Genomic DNA, 16,115 nt, shown 5'->3' with positions numbered 1-16,115 from the left:
ATGGCGAAGATCATCGGCATGGAGGTCCTCGACGTCCGGTTCCCGACGTCGAAGGAGCTCGACGGCTCGGACGCGATGAACCCCGACCCGGACTACTCCGCCGCCTACGTCGTGCTGCACGCCGACGGCGGCCCGGACGGCTACGGCCTCGCGTTCACCATCGGCCGCGGCAACGACGTCCAGGCCGCCGCGATCCGCGCGCTGGCCCCGCACGTCGTCGGCCGGGACGTCCCGGAGGACGCGGCCGCGCTCGGCGACCTGTCCCGCACCCTCGTCGGCGACTCGCAGTTCCGCTGGCTGGGCCCGGAAAAAGGCGTCGCGCACATGGCGGTCGGGGCGATCGTCAACGCCGCGTGGGATCTCGCCGCCCGCTGCGCGAACCTCCCCGTCTGGCAGTTCGCGGCGCGGATGACGCCCGAAGAACTGGTGTCACTGGTCGACTTCCGGTACCTGTCCGACGCGCTCACCGAGGCCGAAGCCCTGGAGATCCTGCGGCGGGCGGAACCCGGTCGTGCCGAACGGGAGAAACAGCTCGAAGCGCACGGCTACCGCGCCTACAGCACGTCCCCGGGCTGGCTCGGGTACGCGGACGCCAAACTCGTGCGGCTCGCCGAACAGGCGGTCGCCGACGGCTTCGAGATGATCAAGCTCAAGGTCGGCGGCAACCTCGAGGACGACGTCCGGCGGATGAAACTGGCGCGGGAGACCGTCGGGCCGGACGTCCGGATCGCCGTCGACGCCAACCAGCGCTGGGACGTCCAAGCGGCCGTCGATTGGATGACCGAGCTCGCGCCGTACGACCCGTACTGGATCGAGGAGCCGACGTCCCCGGACGACATCCTCGGCCACGCGGCGATCGCCAAGGCCCTCGCGCCGATCAAGATCGCCACCGGCGAGCACGTGCAGAACCGCGTGATGTTCAAGCAGCTGCTGCAGGCGGACGCCATTTCGGTGCTCCAGCTGGATGCCGCGCGCGTCGGCGGCTTCAACGAAAACCTGGCGATCCTGCTGCTGGCCGCCAAGTTCGGCGTCCCGGTGTGCCCGCACGCCGGCGGCGTCGGGCTCTGCGAGCTCGTCCGGCACCTGTCGATGTTCGACTTCGTGGCGGTGTCCGGCACCGACGCGGACCGTTCCATCGAGTGGGTCGACCACCTGCACGAGCACTTCACCGACCCGGCCGTCGTCGAGCGCGGCCGCTACCTCGCCCCGACCGCCCCCGGGTTCTCCGCGCGCATGCACGACGCCACGCTGCGCCGGTTCCGCTTCCCGGACGGTCCCGAGTGGACGGAGTCCGCAAGTGAGTGAATTCGAGGGCCTGGTGGCCGCCGTCACCGGAGGCGCCTCGGGCATCGGCCAGGCCGTCGCGACCTTGCTGGCCGGACGCGGCGCCCAGGTCGCGGTCCTCGACCTCAAGCCCGGAGACGACGGCTTCCGCTGCGATGTCTCCTCGGACGACGAGGTCCGCTCGGCGATCGATGCCGTCGTGGAACGCTTCGGCCGTCTCGACATCCTCGTCAACAACGCCGGCATCGGCGCCCAGGGCGACGTCACCGCCAACAGCGACGACGAGTGGCACCGCGTGCTCGACGTCAACGTCCTCGGCATGGTCCGGCTCGCCCGGGCCGCGTTGCCGCACCTCAGGAATTCGCCGTCCGCGGCGATCGTCAACACCTGCTCCATCGCGGCCTGGGCCGGCCTGCCCAACCGCGCGCTCTACTCGGCCAGCAAGGGCGCGGTGCTCTCGCTGACCCTGGCCATGGCGACCGACCACCTGCCCGATCGCATCCGCGTCAACTGCGTGTGCCCGGGCACGGCGGACACCCCGTGGGTGGGCCGGCTGCTCGACGCCGCCGACGACCCGGCTGCCGAACGCGCGGCCCTCGCGGCCCGCCAGCCCATGGGCCGGCTGGTCACCGCGGAGGAGGTCGCCAACGCGATCGCCTACCTGGCGAGTCCCCTTTCCGCCTCGACCACCGGCACCGCGCTCGCGGTCGACGGCGGCATGTACGGCCTGCGTCCTCGCGGCCCGGTTCAGCAGTAAACAGACTTGATTTCCGCTGTCATCAAGGAGGATGCGGTGCGCGCTGTGGTATTTCAAAACAGGGTGATCCAGGTGGCCGCCACGGCCGCCGTCTGCGGCCTGGTACTGGCCGCCTGCGGGTCCACCAAGGACAACGCGTCGGCGCCCCCGGCGGGTGGCGGCGCGGGCGGCAAGGTCGGCGCGACGCTGCCCCTGCTGACCTCGCCGTTCTGGCAGGCCTACAACAACTACGTGCCCAAGATGGCCAAGGAGGAGGGCGTCGACGTCCTCCCGACGGTCAACGCCGACAGCGACCCCGCGAAGCTGATCACCGACATCGGCACCTTCCTCAACCAGGGCGTCAAGGGCCTGGTCGTGACGCCGCTGGACTCGGCGGCCATCGTCGCCGGGCTCAAGCAGGCGGAGAACAAGGGCGTGCCGGTGGTCGCGGTCGACGTCGCCCCCGAGAGCGGCAAGGTCGCCATGGTGGTGCGCGCCGACAACAAGGCCTACGGCACCAAAGCCTGCGAAGCGATCGGCGAGAAGGTCAAGTCCGGCAAGGTCGTGCAGATCATGGGCGACCTCGCCTCGGTCAACGGCCGCGACCGCTCGGAAGCCTTCCGCGACTGCATGAAGCAGAAGTACCCGGGCATCCAGGTGCTGGAGATCCCGGCCGAGTGGAAGGCCGACAAGGCGTCCTCCGGGCTGGACAGCATGCTGACGGCGAACCCGGACATCAAGGGCGTCTACATGCAAGCCGGCGGCGTCTACCTGGCCCCGACCGAGCAGGCGCTCAAGCGGAAGAACCTGTTCTTCCCGGTCGGGGACCCGAAGCACATCGTGCTCGTCTCGAACGACGGCATTCCGCAGGAGCTGGCCGCGATCCGCGCCGGTGAGCTGGACGCCACCGTGTCGCAGCCGGCCGACGCCTACGCGAAGTACGGCCTGTACTGGCTGAAGAAGGCCATGGCGGGCGAGACGTTCAAGCCGGGCCCGACCGACCACGACAGCACCATCGTCGAGATCAGCCCCGGCATCCTCGAGGACCAGCTGCCCGCGCCCGTCATCACCAAGGACAACGTGGACGACAAGGCCCTCTGGGGGAACAACCTGTGACCGCGCTGCCCGCCGGCGAATCCGCCGTCCCGGTGGTCAGCGCCCACGGCGTCGGCAAGCGCTACGGCCCCACCGTGGCGCTCCACGACGTCAGCCTCACCGTGCACCCCGGCGAGTCGCACGCGCTCGTCGGGCGCAACGGGGCCGGCAAGTCGACGCTCGTCTCCATCCTCACCGGCCTGTCCGCCACGGACACCGGGCACGTCGAGTTCGGCGGCCGGCCGGCGCCACCACTGTCCAAACAGGACGAGTGGAAGGCGCGCGTCGCCTGCGTGTACCAGCACGCCATGGTCGTCCCGCAGCTCACCGTCGCCGAGAACCTGTTCCTCAACCGGCAGGCGGGCGGCGGGTTCTCGATCGGCTGGAAGTCGTTGCGGCGCAAGGCACGCGAGCTGCTCGACTCGTGGGACGTGCACGTCGACGTCGACACCCCCGCCGGGGACCTGTCGGTCGAGGACCGGCAGTTCGTCGAGATCGCCCGCGCGCTGTCCTACGGCGCCCGGTTCATCGTCCTCGACGAGCCGACCGCGCAGCTGGACAGCCAGGCCATCGAGCGGCTCTTCGAACGGATGCGCCAGATGCAGGCGGGCGGGGTGACGTTCCTGTTCATCTCGCACCACCTGCACGAGGTCTACGAGGTCTGCCAGGCGGTGACCGTGCTGCGCGACGCGAAGCACGTCCTCACCGCACCCGTGGCCGAGGTCGGCAAGGCCGAGCTGGTCGACGCCATGACAGGCGAGCCGGGCGGCCTGTCGGTGCGGGACGCCGCTTCGCGGGAGGCCCTCGACGCCGGCGCGGACGAGATCCTTTCGGTGGACGGGCTGGCCGGTGACGGCTTCCGTGACGTCTCCTTCCGGCTGCGCCGCGGTGAGGTCGTCGGGCTCGCGGGCAGCAACGCCAGCGGGAAGCACCAGGTCGCCGAGACGGTCTACGGCCTGCGGACACCGTCCGCGGGCACGATCCGCGTCGACGGGTCGCCGCTGCGGCCGGGCGACATCCCGGCGGCGCTGCGGGCGGGGATCGGGTGCGTGCCGCGCGACCGGCACCACGAAGGCCTGGTGCTGGCGCACTCGATCGCGGACAACGCCACCCTGTCCATCCTGGACAAGCTGGGCCGCGGCGGGATCGCGTCCCCGGCCACGCGGTACGCGAAGGCGTCGCAGGCCCTGAAGGACTACGACATCGTGGCCGCGGGTGCCGACCAGCCGGTCTCCGACCTGTCCGGCGGCAACCAGCAGAAAGTCGTGCTGGCGCGGGCGTTGCTGAGCGATCCGCGGGTGGTCGTGCTGATCAACCCGACTGCGGGTGTGGACGTGAAGTCGAAGGAGGCGCTGCTCGCGGTCGTCGACCGGGTGCGCGCCGAGGGCAAGGCGGTGCTGATCGTCAGCGACGAGCTCGACGACCTGCGCCTGAGCGACCGGGTCCTGGTGCTGCGCGCCGGGGCCGTGGTCGCCGAACACCAGGCCGGGTGGTCCGACGGCGACCTCGTGGCCGACATCGAAGGAGTCGAGCTTTCGTGACCGACGTGATGACCTCTCCCCAGACGGAGCTGCCCGCCCCACCGCGGCGCCGCAAGGCCGTCTGGCTGCGTGAACTCGCGCTCTTGCCCGCCCTGGTCGTCGTGTTCCTCATCGGCGGCCTGGTCGACGACACCTTCGTCGGCTGGAGCAACATCGTCAGCATCCTGACCGCGTCGGCGGCGCTGTCCCTGGTCGTGCTGGGCGAGTCGCTCGTGCTGATCACCGGGAAGTTCGACCTGTCGCTGGAATCGACGATGGGCCTGGCACCGGCGCTGGGCGCGATGGTCGTGATCCCGGCGGCGTCGGCCGGCTTCGGCGTCGAGCTGCCCGCCGCGGTCGGGCTGCTGGTGATCCCGCTGTGCGGGGCGCTGGTCGGGTTCGTCAACGGCTTCCTGATCGTGAAGCTGAAGCTGAACGCCTTCATCGTCACCCTGGCCATGCTCACCGTGCTGCGTGGGGTGCAGGTCGGGTCGACCAAGGGCAAGACGCTGTTCAACCTGCCGGACTCGTTCACCGACCTGGCGACGACGACGTTCCTCGGGCTGCCGATGTCGGTGTGGCTGGCCGCGGCGCTGTTCGCGGTCGCCGGCTGGGTGCTGCGCTACCACCGCGTCGGCCGCGCGCTGTACGCGATCGGCGGCAACCGCGAGGCCGCGCGGGCGGCGGGCGTGCGCGTCGACCGGATCGCGTGGGCGGTGTTCGTCGTCGCCGGGATCCTCGCCGCGATCGGCGGGCTCGCGTACACCGGTTACGTCGGCGCGCTGGGCGCGAACCAAGGCTCGGGGATGATCCTGCAGGTCTTCGCGGCGGCGGTGATCGGCGGCGTCTCGCTCGACGGCGGCAAGGGCACCCTGGTCGGCGCCCTCACCGGCGTCCTGCTGCTGGCATCGGTGGCCAGCCTGCTCAACTACGCGCACGTCACGGCGGAGTGGCAGGGGGCGATCTACGGCGCCATCATCCTGGTCGCGCTGATCATCGCCCGGTACGCGGGCGGAAAGCCCCAAACCTGACGCTCACCCCGTGGAGATCCGACGTTCTCAGGAGGGCGTGTGCTACGAGGCTTCCGCGGCCGGCTCGGCGTCCGGTTCGGGCCCTGTCTGATCGAGCACCGTCGGGTCGTCCGCGGTGCCCAGGGCGTTGCGCAGCCACTGCTCCACGCCCGCGACGTGCACGGTCGCCCACGAGCGGGCCAGTTCCGGCTCGCGCGCGGCGATGGCCTCGTAGATCGCCGAGTGCTGTTCGCGGGTCTTCGCGACCGCGCCCTCCTGGGTGAGGCCACGCCAGATCCGGGCGCGCGCGGTCGGCCCGGAGAGGCTGTCGAGCAGCGAGCAGAGCACGGGGTTGCCGGAGCCGTCGGCGATCTTGCGGTGGAACTGCAGGTCGTTGGCGACCAGCGCTTCCACGGTCGGCGAGTCCTCCAGCTCGCTGAGCAGCGCGCCGAGCTCCGCGATGTCGGCGTCGCTCATGTGCAGCGCGGCCAGCGCGGTCGCGGCGGGCTCCAGGATCCGGCGCACGGCCAGGAAGTCGAGCACGGTGTCGTCGCGGTGGAAGTCGACGACGAACGTCATGGCGTCGAGCAGCAGGTTGGGCTCGAGGCTGGTGACGTACGTGCCGTCGCCCTGGCGGACGTCGAGCACCCTGATCAGGCACAACGCCTTGACGGCCTCCCGCAGGGAACTGCGCGACAGCCCGAGCCGCTGGGCCAGCTCGGCCTCCTTCGGCAGCCGGTCGCCCGGCGCCAGCTCGCCGGTGATGATCATGTCCTTGATCTTGTCGATCGCGACATCGGTGACGGGCATCGCGTCCGCCCTCCCTGCAACAGACCTCGGATGTTTCGGTGTTACTCCCCAGCGTGCCATGTCCCGGCGAAGGAGGGGCGATGACCCACCAGCGCACACCACAACGGGTGGCTCCGCGCGCAGCCGGTGTCCCCTCCCGGCGGACCCGGCGTAACGGACCCGCCCTGTTCCACGTCCTCGAAGACGACTGCTCCGGCGACGACACCGGCCTCGGACCGGTCTGGGAACCGCCGGTGAAGGAGTGACCGCGTTGGAACTCTCCCTGTCCCCGCTGGGGCTCGGCTGCGCGCAGCTGGGCAACCTGTACCACGCGATCAGCGACGAAACGGCGGCCGCGACCGTCCGGCGCGCGTGGGACGAGGGCATCCGCTACTTCGACACCGCGCCGCACTACGGCCTCGGCCTGTCGGAGGCCCGGCTGGGCGCGGCACTGAGCTCGTACCCGCGGGACGAGTACGTGCTCTCGACGAAGGTCGGCCGCCTGCTGGAGCCGAACCCGGACGGCGCCGGCGCCCGGGACGACCAGGGCTTCGCCGTGCCGGCCGCGTACAAGCGCCGGTGGGACTTCAGCCGCGACGGCGTCCTGCGCTCGCTCGAGGAGAGCCTGACCCGGCTGGGCCTCGACCGCGTCGACATCGTCTACGTCCACGACCCCGACGATCACTTCGAGGACGCCCTGCGCGGTGCCTTCCCCGCGCTGCGGGAGCTGCGGGAGCAGGGCGTGATCGGCGCGTTCGGGGCCGGGATGAACCAGGCGCCGATGCTGGCCGAGTTCGTCCGCCGCACCGACCTGGACGTCCTGCTGGTGGCCGGCCGCTACACGCTGCTCGACCAGCCCGCGCTGGACGAGCTGTTCCCGTTGTGCGCCGCGCGGGACGTCCGCGTGGTGGTCGGGGGCGCGTTCAACGGCGGGATCCTGGCGACCGCCGAACCGGGCCGGGTCTACGACTACGCCGAAGCGCCGGCGGAGCTGGTCGAGCGGGCCCGGCGGATCGCCCGGGTCTGCGCGCGGCACGGCGTCGAGCTGCCGGAAGCGGCGCTGGCGCTGCCGATGGCGCATCCCGTGGTGGCGTCGGTGGTCGTCGGCGCGCATGATCCGGAGCAGGTCGGCGTGAACGCGCGGCGGGCCAGGACGGCCGTGCCGACGGCCCTGTGGACCGAGCTGGCCGACGCGGGACTGCTGCGCGCCGACGTCGTCATCGCCGAAGGAGTCTCATGATCGACGCGCACCACCACCTGTGGGACCCCTCGCGGCGCGAGTACCCGTGGATGGCGGGGACGGCCATGGACCCGATCCGCCGCCCGTACACGGCCGGCGACCTGCGCGCGGTGACGAAGGCGGCGGGCGTGCACGCGACCGTCCTGGTCCAGACGGTGTCGTCGGAAGAGGAGACGGCGGAGTTCCTCGCGACCGCGGCGGCGGAGCCCGTGATCGCGGGCGTGGTCGGCTGGGTGGACCTCACCGCTCCGGACGTCGCCGACCGGCTGGCCGCCCTCGACGGCCCGCTGGTCGGGATCCGGCACCGGGTGGAGGGCGAGCCGGACGACGACTGGCTGCTGCGGCCGGAAGTGGTCGCCGGGCTGAGCACCGTGGCGGCGGCGGGGCTGGCGTTCGACCTGCTGGTCCGCCCCTCGCAGCTGCCGGCCGCGGCCGAGGTGGCGTTGCGGCTGCCCCAGCTGCGCCTGGTCCTCGACCACGCGGCGAAGCCCCCGATCGCGGCGGGGGACTGGGAGCCGTGGGCGTCCGGCGTGGCCGCGCTGGCGGCGCGCGAGAACGTCGTCTGCAAGCTGTCCGGGCTGGTCACCGAGGCCGATTGGACGGGCTGGGAGGTCGGGCACCTGCGCCGGTACGTCGACCATGTGCTGGCGGCGTTCGGCCCGGCGCGCCTGCTGTTCGGCTCGGACTGGCCGGTCTGCGAACTGGCGGCGTCCTACGAACTCGTCCTCGACGCGGCGATCGCCCTGACGGGCTCGCTGTCGGACGCCGAGCGCCTGGCCGTCTTCGAGCACAACGCCCGCACGGTCTATCGGCTGGATGCGGGCGGGGCCACCTCCTCCAGGGGGTAAAGAGAGGTTTCCCCGCCCGCCGCTGAAATGGCTTGTCAGAACTCGTCGTCGCGGATCATGCCGCGCAGCCGGGTCAGGGCCCGGTGCTGCGTCACGCGGACGTTGCCCGCGGAAATCCCCAGGGCTTCGGCGGTTTCGGTCGCGGAGAAGCCGACGGCGATGCGCAGGGTCAGGATCTCCTGCTGCACCCGGGGCAGGGAGGCGAGCAGCCGGCCGAGGCGGGCGCCGAGGTCGAGGTGCAGCGCGTGGCTCTCGGGCTCGTTGCCGGAGACCAGGGGGCGCTCCGGGAGCTCGGGGACGGGCTCGGAGCGGTCGCGGGCGACGGCTCGGTAGGCGTCGGCGACCTTGTTGGCCGCGATCGCGTGGACCAGGTACAGGAAGGAGCCGCCGCGGTCCTGGTAGTCGGGCAGGGCCTTGAGCACGGCGAGGCAGACTTCCTGGGCGACGTCGTCGGCCGACAGGTAGGAGAGGTCCCGGCCGCCCATGCGGGCGCGGCAGTAGCGGACCACCACCGGCTCGATCATCTGCAGCAGCGAGTGGATCGCGGCCGGGTTGCCCCCGCCCGCGTCCTTCACGAGCGGGTCGAGGTCCTCCTTGGTGAGCCGTCCGCCCGGGCGGGGCAATGACTCGGGAGTGCGATAATCGCGAACGCTGGAAGCGGATGCTTCGGTGGTCCTCGGCGGTGCTGTCATGGTCGTCTCCCCGGCCGACCCTCGACCGTCGCTGCCGGGGGTTCAACACTCCGTAACTGATCCATCGCAGATGCTCGGGTAGATCAAGGTGCATCTGCGGTCCGTGCGACGCAGGGTAATCGTAAGCACCTCCGGGTGGGTCAGTCCAGATTTCAACGACCAATACCCCGTTAGCAGTAGGGACCGTGATGTTCCCGCGACCCGCACCCGCACATTGCGATTAATCGGTTTCAGGATGTGCCGAGTTCACTCGTCAGTGGAAGACGACCACGGAAGCGGCCGTCACGGTCACGGCGAGCGACGCGATGGCCGGCAGTACGGGGCTCGGCGGCCCCGGTTCGGCGGCCCGCAAGGCCCGTTCGCGGTGCATCCCGATGCCCGCCAGCAGGGCAGACGTCCCGGCGGCGAGCAGTACGGGGACCAGCGTGCCACCCCAATGGCGCTGGGCGGCGGAGTGCAGGAGCAGTACCGTGCAGCCGGCGGATGAGAGCGCGGTCCGCCGCCAGGCGAGGCCGGTGCGCTCGGCCTGAGCGCCGGTGGGGGTGGTCACGGCCGGATCTCGAGTCGTTTGACGGTACTTTTGACGTCACGATAATCGCGAACCAGCGGTATTCGCGTCCGGCGGCGCTCGTCCTCCACGTCGGGTCGTCCGGCTCGGCGGGAAGGCCGGGCATGCGGACCGGTTTTCGCGGCCGTCACCGTCCGCAGCCTTCCGTGTCACTCACGAGACCACCAGCAGCACGGCCGCGGCGACGATGAGCGCCAGCAGGCCGCCCGTCAGCGCCAGGATCATCCGGCTCGGCGGCAGGGGGTCGCCGGCCCGCATCGCGATCTGCACCCGCCGCCACCGCGGGTACGCCGTCGCGGCGAGGACGGCGGCCAGCGCGACGCACAGCCCGGCGAGCACCGTGCTCGCCGCGGCCGGCGACGGCACCAGCTGGTGCACGGCCACGCCGCCCGCGAGCAGGCCGAGGGCCGTGCGGAGCCAGGCGAGGAAGGTGCGTTCGTTGGCCAGCGTGAAGCGGTAGTCCGGTTCGGTGCCGCCCGAGTGGGGCTTGATGTCGTCCGACGCCACGCCCGCAGACGCTAGCCGGTGTGGGCGGCCGCGGCCGGTCCGGTGCGGTGCGCGAAGACCCACCAGCGCAGCACGGCGAACCGCACGAACCCGCCGACCAGGCTGGCCAGCAGCAGCGTGCCGGTTTCCTCCCACGACGTCGGCCGGTCGACGAAGGCGTCGAGGACGGCCAGCACGGCTGAGCCGTACAGGGCGTAGAAGGCGAAGGTGAGCAGATCCTGCAAGTGCCGTTTCCCGGCGTTGCTGGGACGCCCGGCGAAGGTGACGCGGCGGTGGAACTCGGTGTTCCCGACCGTGGTGAGCGCGATCGCGACCAGGTTCGCCACCTGGGAGCCGAGCTCGTCGCGCAGCAGGAGGAACAGGACGGCCTGCAGGCCGGTGGTCACCACGCCGGCCACGACGTACCACGCCGCGTGCGTGCCGAGCTCGTGGTGGCGGTCCGGGTCGGTGGCGAGCAGCCGGTGCTCCGGTGCGCACCTGGTGGTGGCCATGATCCCAACCTACCTCGCGTTCACAAACTTGTGAATGTGTTAAACCAGTTGAAGAAATGTGATCCCCGTGACACCGCGGGGGTTTCGCCGCCCCGCCGGCCGGGGTAGGTCACCGGCGACGACAAATTTTCGATGCGCCAGGAGGGCCAGTGAGTGACCGTGACTCGGCCGAATCGCAGAGCTTGAGCCCCAGCGAGGCGCTGGACGAGGACGAACTGCGCGTTGACTCGCTCGAAGAGGGCATCGAGCCACCCGAGCACTGGAGCGCCGCCAACCGCTACGGCACCACGCCCCGGGAGGTTCGCGAAGGCGAGCCGATGGACCAGCGCCTGGCCGAAGAGGTGCCGGACGCCGAGCCGGAGCCGGTGCCGGAGCGCCCGCTCGCGGCGACGCCGGCGGCGGAGCTCGACGAGACGATCGAGGACGCACCCCCGGATTTCGAGCCGGTGGTCCCGGAGGAGACGGTGCCCCGCCGGCACTCGAACCAGGGCCGCCGCGAGACGACGGACTACGCCGGCGAATCGGTGGCGGATGCCATTCGCGCGGCGCGGCAGGGCTGATCCGCTCAGGCTGCACGTCCGTTCGGACGCCCCTAGCGTGGGGACCTCAGTGCATCGGACCGCGACGAAGGGAAGGCCGAAGATGCTGACCGTGACCGAAGCCGCCGCCGAGGCGATCACCGCCCTGACGAGCCAGGGGGAGGGCGACGCCGGGCTCCGCTTGGCGGTCCAGAACACCGACGGCGAAAGCGCCCAGCTGGCGCTGTCGGTGGCCCCCGAGCCGGCAGCGGGCGACAGCGTGCTGGGCACCGAAGAGGGGCCGAAGGTGTTCCTCGAGCCCCAGGCGGCCGCGCTGCTGGACGACAAGGTGCTCGACGTCCAAGAGGACCAAGCGGGCGGCGTGGCGTTCGCCGTGCTGCCCCAGCACACGAGCTGACCGCGGCGGACGGGCCTTTCGCACCTCGGGTGCGAAAGGTCCGTTCGCTCGCGCCGCGTGCCACGGCGGCATCCGGTCGCGGCGGCCCGGAGCGTCCGCCGCTACCCCGCCCGCCAAGCGCGGACCAGTTCCGCCGCCCGGACCCGCAGCAACTCCGCCGCGTGAGTGCGGGCGTGGTCCAGCGAAGGCGCGTGATCGATCAACGCGCTGCTCCCCACCACGCCCAGCCGCGCGAGCCCCGCCGCGTCGAGCTGGATCCGGCCCGCCAGCGCCATCAGCGGCACCCCGCGCGGCCGCGCCCGGTCGGCGATGCCCGCCGGGGCCTTGCCGTTCAAGCTCTGCTCGTCCAGCGATCCCTCGCCGGTGATCACGAGATCCGCGCCGTCCAGCGCCTGATCGACCCCGGTCAGCCCGGCGATGAGGTCGAACCCGGACTCGACGCTCGCCCCGAGCGCGATCGCCCCCGCCGCCACGCCGCCGCCGGCGCCCGCCCCCGGCACCCGGGCGACGTCCGGCGCGCCGCCCACCTGCAGCGCGTGGGCCCACCGCGTCAGTCCCTCTTCGAGCAGTGCCACCTCCGAACGCCCGGCCCCCTTCTGCGGCCCGAACACCGCCGCCGCGCCATCCGGGCCCAGCAGCGGGTTCGTCACGTCGGTCGCGACCGCCACGCGCACGCCCTCCAGCCGTTCCCGCACCGGCGTCAGCTCGGTCGACGCCACTCGCGTCAGCGTCCCGCCGCCCAGGCCGACCGGCGCACCGAACGCGTCGAGCACGCCGGCGCCCAGTGCGCCCAGCATCCCGGCACCGCCGTCGGTGCTGGCCGTGCCGCCGACCGTGAGCACGAGCTGCCTGGCGCCGTGGATCAGCGCGTCCGCCAGCAGCTCGCCGACGCCCCAGGTGTGCGCGGCCAGCGCGGTCGCCGGCGAGGGCTCGACGAATTCGATGCCGCACGCGCGCGCGGATTCGATGTACGCCGTGCCGTCCAGCACCGCGTACCGCGCCTGAACCGGCTCCTCGAGCGGCCCGCGAACCGCCAGCCGCACGATCCGCGCGCCCGCGGCTTCCAGGACGTCCAGGGTGCCCTCCCCGCCGTCGGCGACCGGGCAGGTGACGATTTCCGCGTCCGGCAAGGCATCGCGCACGCCGAGCGCGATCGCCTCCGCGGCCTCGACCGCGGTGAGACTGCCCTTGAACTTGTCGGGCGCGATGACGACACGGGTCACGGCTTCACCTCCGTCAGCGGGGGACGCCCGGCGAGCACCGCCGTGACGTTGCGCGCGGCCAGCACGGCCATCGCGGTGCGGGTCTCGACCGTCGCCGAACCCAGGTGCGGGCTGAGCACGACGTCGTCCCGGCCGAGCAGCCGCGGTTCGACCTCGGGTTCCTTCTCGAACACGTCGAGGGCGGCCCCGGCGATCTCCCCGGCTTCCAGCGCGTCGGCCAGCGCGGCTTCGTCGACGACCGGGCCGCGGGTCGTGTTCACCAGGTACGCGCCGGGTTTCATGGCGCGCAACGCGGCGGCGTCGATGAGGTGCCGCGTCTCGGGCGTCAGCGGGCAGTGCAGCGAGACGACGTCCGCGCGCGCGAGCAGCTCCTCGAACGACACGAATCCGGCATCGGTGTCCTTTTTGGACCGTCCGGAGTAGACGACGGACATCCCGAACGCCGACGCCCGGTGCGCCATCGCCCGCCCGATCTGCCCGAACCCGACGACGCCGAGCGTCTTGCCCTGCAGACCGGAGCCGAGCAGGAAGCCGAGGTGGAACGACCACGGCGTGCGCGAGCGCAGCAGCCGTTCGCCTTCGCCGAGGCGTCGCGTGACGGCGAGCAGCAGCCCGAAGGCGAGGTCGGCGGTGGCGTCGGTGAGCACACCCGGCGTGTTGGTGACGACGACGCCGCGTTCGGCCAGCGCCGCGACGTCGACGTTGTCGTACCCGACGGCGACGTTCGCGACCACCTTCAGCCCGGGACCGGCGGCGTCGGCCAGCGCGCCGTCGAGCCGGTCGTGCAGCATCCCAACCACGGCCGACGCGCCGCCGACGAACTCGTGCAGTTCGGCAGGCGTCAACGGCCGGTCGGCGGGGGAGACCGCCACCTCGCCCGCTTCGGCGAGGAGCTTCACCGCGTCGTCGGGAATCCATCGGGTCACCGCGATCTTGGCCACCCCGACAGCCTAGGTCACCGCACCGACGGTTTTCGGGGGTTCGGGTGGCGGAGCCCCGACTTGGGGCGAAGCCCCGGATGTCACCGGCGATTCAGCCCACCCGCGCCAGCCGCACCACCGCGCTCGCGTACCCGCTGCCGGGCAGATCGACGTCCAGGCCGTGGCTCAGCAACACCGCCCCGTGGTGCACGACGCCGTCCTGGTCGCGGTAGCGCCCGGCCGGATCCAGGCCCGCCGGCCGCGGCGGGGTGAACGGCCGAGCGAACTCCGTGGGCCGCCGCCAGAAGAAGAGGACCACCTCGTCGCCGAGCACGTACTGCACCGCCGTCAGCGCGGAGACCGCCGGATCCGCCAGCCGGTACAGCGTGCCGTGCTGCACGACGGGCCGGATCTCCTTGTACAGCGCCACGAGCGACGCCGCTTCGGCGAGTTCGTCCGGCGTCCAGCGCGGCAGGTCACCGCCCAGGCCGAGCACGCCCGCCATCGCCACGTGGAACCGGAAGCTCAGCGGCGCTTCCCGCTTCGTCGCCGGGTTCGGGCTGTCGGTCACCCAGGCCGACATCGTGCCGGCCGGGTAGAGCTGGCCGTAGCCGTGCTGGATGGTGATCCGGTCGGCGGCGTCGGTGTTGTCCGACGCCCAGATCTCGTCGGTGCGCGCGAGGATTCCCAGGTCGGTGCGCCCGCCGCCGCCCGCGCACCCCTGGATCCGCAGGTCCGGGTGGTCGGCACGCAGCCGGTCCAGGATCGCGTACACCGCCCGCACGTGGCCGACCCACAGCCGCTGCGCGTCCGGACCGGCTTCGGGCCAGCCCGCCTCGGTGAACGCGCGGTTCATGTCCCACTTGAGGTAGTCGATGCCGTGCTCGCCGACCAGACCGTCGAGCCACTTGTGGGCCCAGTCCGCGACCTCCGGCCGCGCGAAGTTCAGGACCAGCTGGTTGCGCAACGTCGTCCGCGAGCGGTTGGCCATGTGCAGCACCCAGTCCGGGTGCGCGCGGTAGAGGTCGCTGTCCGGGTTGACCATCTCCGGCTCGACCCACAGCCCGAACCGCATCCCGTGCGCGTGGACCGCCTCGACCAGCGGCCCCAGCCCGGCCGGGAAGCGCCGTTCGTTGGCGATCCAGTCGCCGAGCCCGGCCGAGTCGCCGGTGCGGGCGCCGAACCAGCCGTCGTCCATGACGAACAGTTCCGCCCCGAGGCGCGCGGCCGCCGCGGCCAGCTCGGTTTCGGTCTGTTCGTCGACGTCCCAGCCGGTCGCCTCCCAGGAGTTGTAGACGACCGGCCGCAGCTCGCCCGGGTGCGGCTGGACGAACTCGCGGACGTAGGAGTGCCAGCGCCGGCTGGTGCCGCCGAAGCCGTCGGCCGTGTAGAGCCCGGCGAAGACCGGCGTCTCCCACGTCTCGCCGGGCTGCAGCCGCCAGGTGACGTGCTCGTGCCCGAACCCGCCGGTCCACGTGACGCGGCCGGTGTGCGTGCGCTCCACGGTGATCCGCCAGCTCCCGCTCCACGCCAGCGCGCTGCTCCACACCTCGCCGGCGGTCTCGGTCGCGTCGCCCGCGTCGAGCATCACCCACGGGTTGACCTGGTGGCTGGAGGCGCCGCGACGGCTGGTGAGCGTGGTCTCGCCGACCGGCAGTGGTTCCCGCAGCACGCCGTACTCGGCGCTCCACGCGCCGGACGTCCGGCTCAGCCGCGCGCCGTCGCGCCGGGGGAGCGTCCACGACGCGGAATCCGTGCGCAGCAACGCAATGGGCGCTTCCGGACCGGTGTGCCGCAGCGACGTCCAGCGCTCGACGACGTCGCCGCGGACGCGGTAGTGCAGGGACAGCTCCAGCGGGTAGTGCCGGTCGGTGAGCCGCACGACGAGCGTGTCGTCTTCGAGCGCGAAGCCGTCGTAGCGCCACTCGAGCGCCGAAGTGCCGTCGGCGTACCGGACGGCCAGTGCCGCGACGCCGAAGAACGCGCCGCCCTCGGCCGGGAGCTCCTGCCGCTCGTCGCCGGGCTCGTCGAAGCTGCTGTCGGCCGGATTGCGGCGCGCGGCGACCTGTGTGGCCTGGGCCAGCGTCAGCGGCGGGCCCCAGTGGACGTGCCGCGGGCGGTCGTCGGCGTCCAGCCGGAGGGCGTACGAGCTCTCGCGGGTGTGCAGCAGCCAGAGCCGGTGCGCGGGGTCGTGTTCGACGAGCGACATGCCCGACAGCGTAGAGCTGACCAGCTCAGAAATAAATTCTTGACGAA

General features: G+C 72.1%; 18 protein-coding genes. 10 read left to right on the top strand and 8 right to left on the bottom strand.

Going from position 1 to position 16,115, the window contains the following annotated elements:
* The 5 genes from ACFVYA_RS23810 (at position 1) to ACFVYA_RS23790 (ending at position 5,666) form a co-directional block, all read left to right on the top strand.
* On the top strand, positions 1 to 1,305 hold the full coding sequence (locus ACFVYA_RS23810) for an enolase C-terminal domain-like protein (RefSeq protein ID WP_387047982.1): 1,305 nt from the start codon (positions 1 to 3) through the stop codon (positions 1,303 to 1,305).
* Entirely contained in the window at positions 1,298 to 2,041 is a 744-nt protein-coding gene (locus ACFVYA_RS23805) for an SDR family NAD(P)-dependent oxidoreductase (RefSeq protein WP_387047980.1), read from the top strand. The genes ACFVYA_RS23810 and ACFVYA_RS23805 overlap by 8 nt, the downstream gene beginning before the upstream one ends.
* A gap of 63 nt (positions 2,042 to 2,104) precedes the next feature.
* The gene (locus tag ACFVYA_RS23800; RefSeq protein WP_387047978.1) at positions 2,105 to 3,136 is read left to right on the top strand and encodes a sugar ABC transporter substrate-binding protein; all 1,032 of its coding nucleotides are present in this window, start codon (positions 2,105 to 2,107) and stop codon (positions 3,134 to 3,136) included.
* Positions 3,133 to 4,656 (top strand): sugar ABC transporter ATP-binding protein, encoded by a 1,524-nt coding sequence (locus ACFVYA_RS23795; RefSeq protein ID WP_387047976.1) that lies wholly within the window; start codon positions 3,133 to 3,135, stop codon positions 4,654 to 4,656. The genes ACFVYA_RS23800 and ACFVYA_RS23795 overlap by 4 nt, the downstream gene beginning before the upstream one ends.
* Positions 4,653 to 5,666, top strand: coding sequence for an ABC transporter permease (locus ACFVYA_RS23790; RefSeq protein ID WP_387047974.1), 1,014 nt, complete (start codon positions 4,653 to 4,655; stop codon positions 5,664 to 5,666). The genes ACFVYA_RS23795 and ACFVYA_RS23790 overlap by 4 nt, the downstream gene beginning before the upstream one ends.
* Before the next feature lie 42 nt (positions 5,667 to 5,708).
* On the opposite strand, the gene ACFVYA_RS23785 is transcribed toward ACFVYA_RS23790, so the two are convergent.
* Positions 5,709 to 6,455: a FadR/GntR family transcriptional regulator gene (locus ACFVYA_RS23785; RefSeq protein WP_387047972.1), complete on the bottom strand. Its 747-nt coding sequence runs from the start codon at positions 6,453 to 6,455 to the stop codon at positions 5,709 to 5,711.
* An 80-nt stretch (positions 6,456 to 6,535) separates the two neighbouring features.
* On the opposite strand from ACFVYA_RS23785, the gene ACFVYA_RS23780 reads away from it, so the two are divergent.
* The 3 genes from ACFVYA_RS23780 to ACFVYA_RS23770 are packed head-to-tail and all read left to right on the top strand — an operon-like array spanning position 6,536 to position 8,522.
* Positions 6,536 to 6,700, top strand: a complete 165-nt coding sequence (locus ACFVYA_RS23780) for a hypothetical protein (RefSeq protein WP_285989133.1) — start codon at positions 6,536 to 6,538, stop codon at positions 6,698 to 6,700.
* Positions 6,701 to 6,705: 5 nt separating this feature from the next.
* Entirely contained in the window at positions 6,706 to 7,674 is a 969-nt protein-coding gene (locus ACFVYA_RS23775) for an aldo/keto reductase (RefSeq protein WP_387047970.1), read from the top strand.
* On the top strand, positions 7,671 to 8,522 hold the full coding sequence (locus ACFVYA_RS23770; RefSeq protein WP_387047968.1) for an amidohydrolase family protein: 852 nt from the start codon (positions 7,671 to 7,673) through the stop codon (positions 8,520 to 8,522). The genes ACFVYA_RS23775 and ACFVYA_RS23770 overlap by 4 nt, the downstream gene beginning before the upstream one ends.
* Before the next feature lie 35 nt (positions 8,523 to 8,557).
* Here ACFVYA_RS23770 and shbA read toward each other — a convergent pair whose 3' ends face one another.
* The 4 genes from shbA to ACFVYA_RS23750 all read right to left on the bottom strand — a co-directional run bounded on the left by shbA (position 8,558) and on the right by ACFVYA_RS23750 (position 10,780).
* Positions 8,558 to 9,145, bottom strand: a complete 588-nt coding sequence (gene shbA / locus ACFVYA_RS23765) for an RNA polymerase sigma factor ShbA (RefSeq protein ID WP_285989136.1) — start codon at positions 9,143 to 9,145, stop codon at positions 8,558 to 8,560.
* A 322-nt stretch (positions 9,146 to 9,467) separates the two neighbouring features.
* Positions 9,468 to 9,764 carry a DUF202 domain-containing protein gene (locus ACFVYA_RS23760; protein WP_387047966.1) on the bottom strand — a complete coding sequence of 99 codons (297 nt, stop codon included), beginning with the start codon at positions 9,762 to 9,764 and terminating at the stop codon, positions 9,468 to 9,470.
* Positions 9,765 to 9,935: 171 nt separating this feature from the next.
* Positions 9,936 to 10,289, bottom strand: coding sequence for a YidH family protein (locus tag ACFVYA_RS23755; RefSeq protein WP_285989138.1), 354 nt, complete (start codon positions 10,287 to 10,289; stop codon positions 9,936 to 9,938).
* An 11-nt stretch (positions 10,290 to 10,300) separates the two neighbouring features.
* A complete protein-coding gene (locus ACFVYA_RS23750) occupies positions 10,301 to 10,780 on the bottom strand; it encodes a GtrA family protein (RefSeq protein WP_285989139.1) in 480 nt (159 codons plus the stop codon).
* Between the two features lie 149 nt (positions 10,781 to 10,929).
* Here ACFVYA_RS23750 and ACFVYA_RS23745 point away from each other — a divergent pair, with 149 nt between their 5' ends.
* Positions 10,930 to 11,340 (top strand): hypothetical protein, encoded by a 411-nt coding sequence (locus ACFVYA_RS23745; protein ID WP_387047963.1) that lies wholly within the window; start codon positions 10,930 to 10,932, stop codon positions 11,338 to 11,340.
* An 82-nt stretch (positions 11,341 to 11,422) separates the two neighbouring features.
* On the top strand, positions 11,423 to 11,716 hold the full coding sequence (locus ACFVYA_RS23740; RefSeq protein ID WP_285989141.1) for an iron-sulfur cluster biosynthesis family protein: 294 nt from the start codon (positions 11,423 to 11,425) through the stop codon (positions 11,714 to 11,716).
* 101 nt (positions 11,717 to 11,817) lie between these two features.
* Here ACFVYA_RS23740 and ACFVYA_RS23735 read toward each other — a convergent pair whose 3' ends face one another.
* The 3 genes from ACFVYA_RS23735 to ACFVYA_RS23725 form a co-directional block, all read right to left on the bottom strand.
* A complete protein-coding gene (locus ACFVYA_RS23735; protein ID WP_387047961.1) occupies positions 11,818 to 12,939 on the bottom strand; it encodes a glycerate kinase in 1,122 nt (373 codons plus the stop codon).
* A complete protein-coding gene (locus ACFVYA_RS23730; RefSeq protein ID WP_387047959.1) occupies positions 12,936 to 13,880 on the bottom strand; it encodes a 2-hydroxyacid dehydrogenase in 945 nt (314 codons plus the stop codon). The genes ACFVYA_RS23735 and ACFVYA_RS23730 overlap by 4 nt, the downstream gene beginning before the upstream one ends.
* 91 nt (positions 13,881 to 13,971) lie before the next feature.
* On the bottom strand, positions 13,972 to 16,068 hold the full coding sequence (locus tag ACFVYA_RS23725; protein ID WP_387047957.1) for an alpha-galactosidase: 2,097 nt from the start codon (positions 16,066 to 16,068) through the stop codon (positions 13,972 to 13,974).
* Positions 16,069 to 16,115 lie beyond the last annotated feature (47 nt).

Origin of the sequence: Amycolatopsis sp. NPDC058278 (genome assembly GCF_042881395.1) — a bacterium.
Classification (GTDB): domain Bacteria; phylum Actinomycetota; class Actinomycetes; order Mycobacteriales; family Pseudonocardiaceae; genus Amycolatopsis.
The sequence above is the reverse complement of the archived record's forward strand: the minus strand, read 5'-3'. Positions and strand labels throughout refer to the sequence as shown.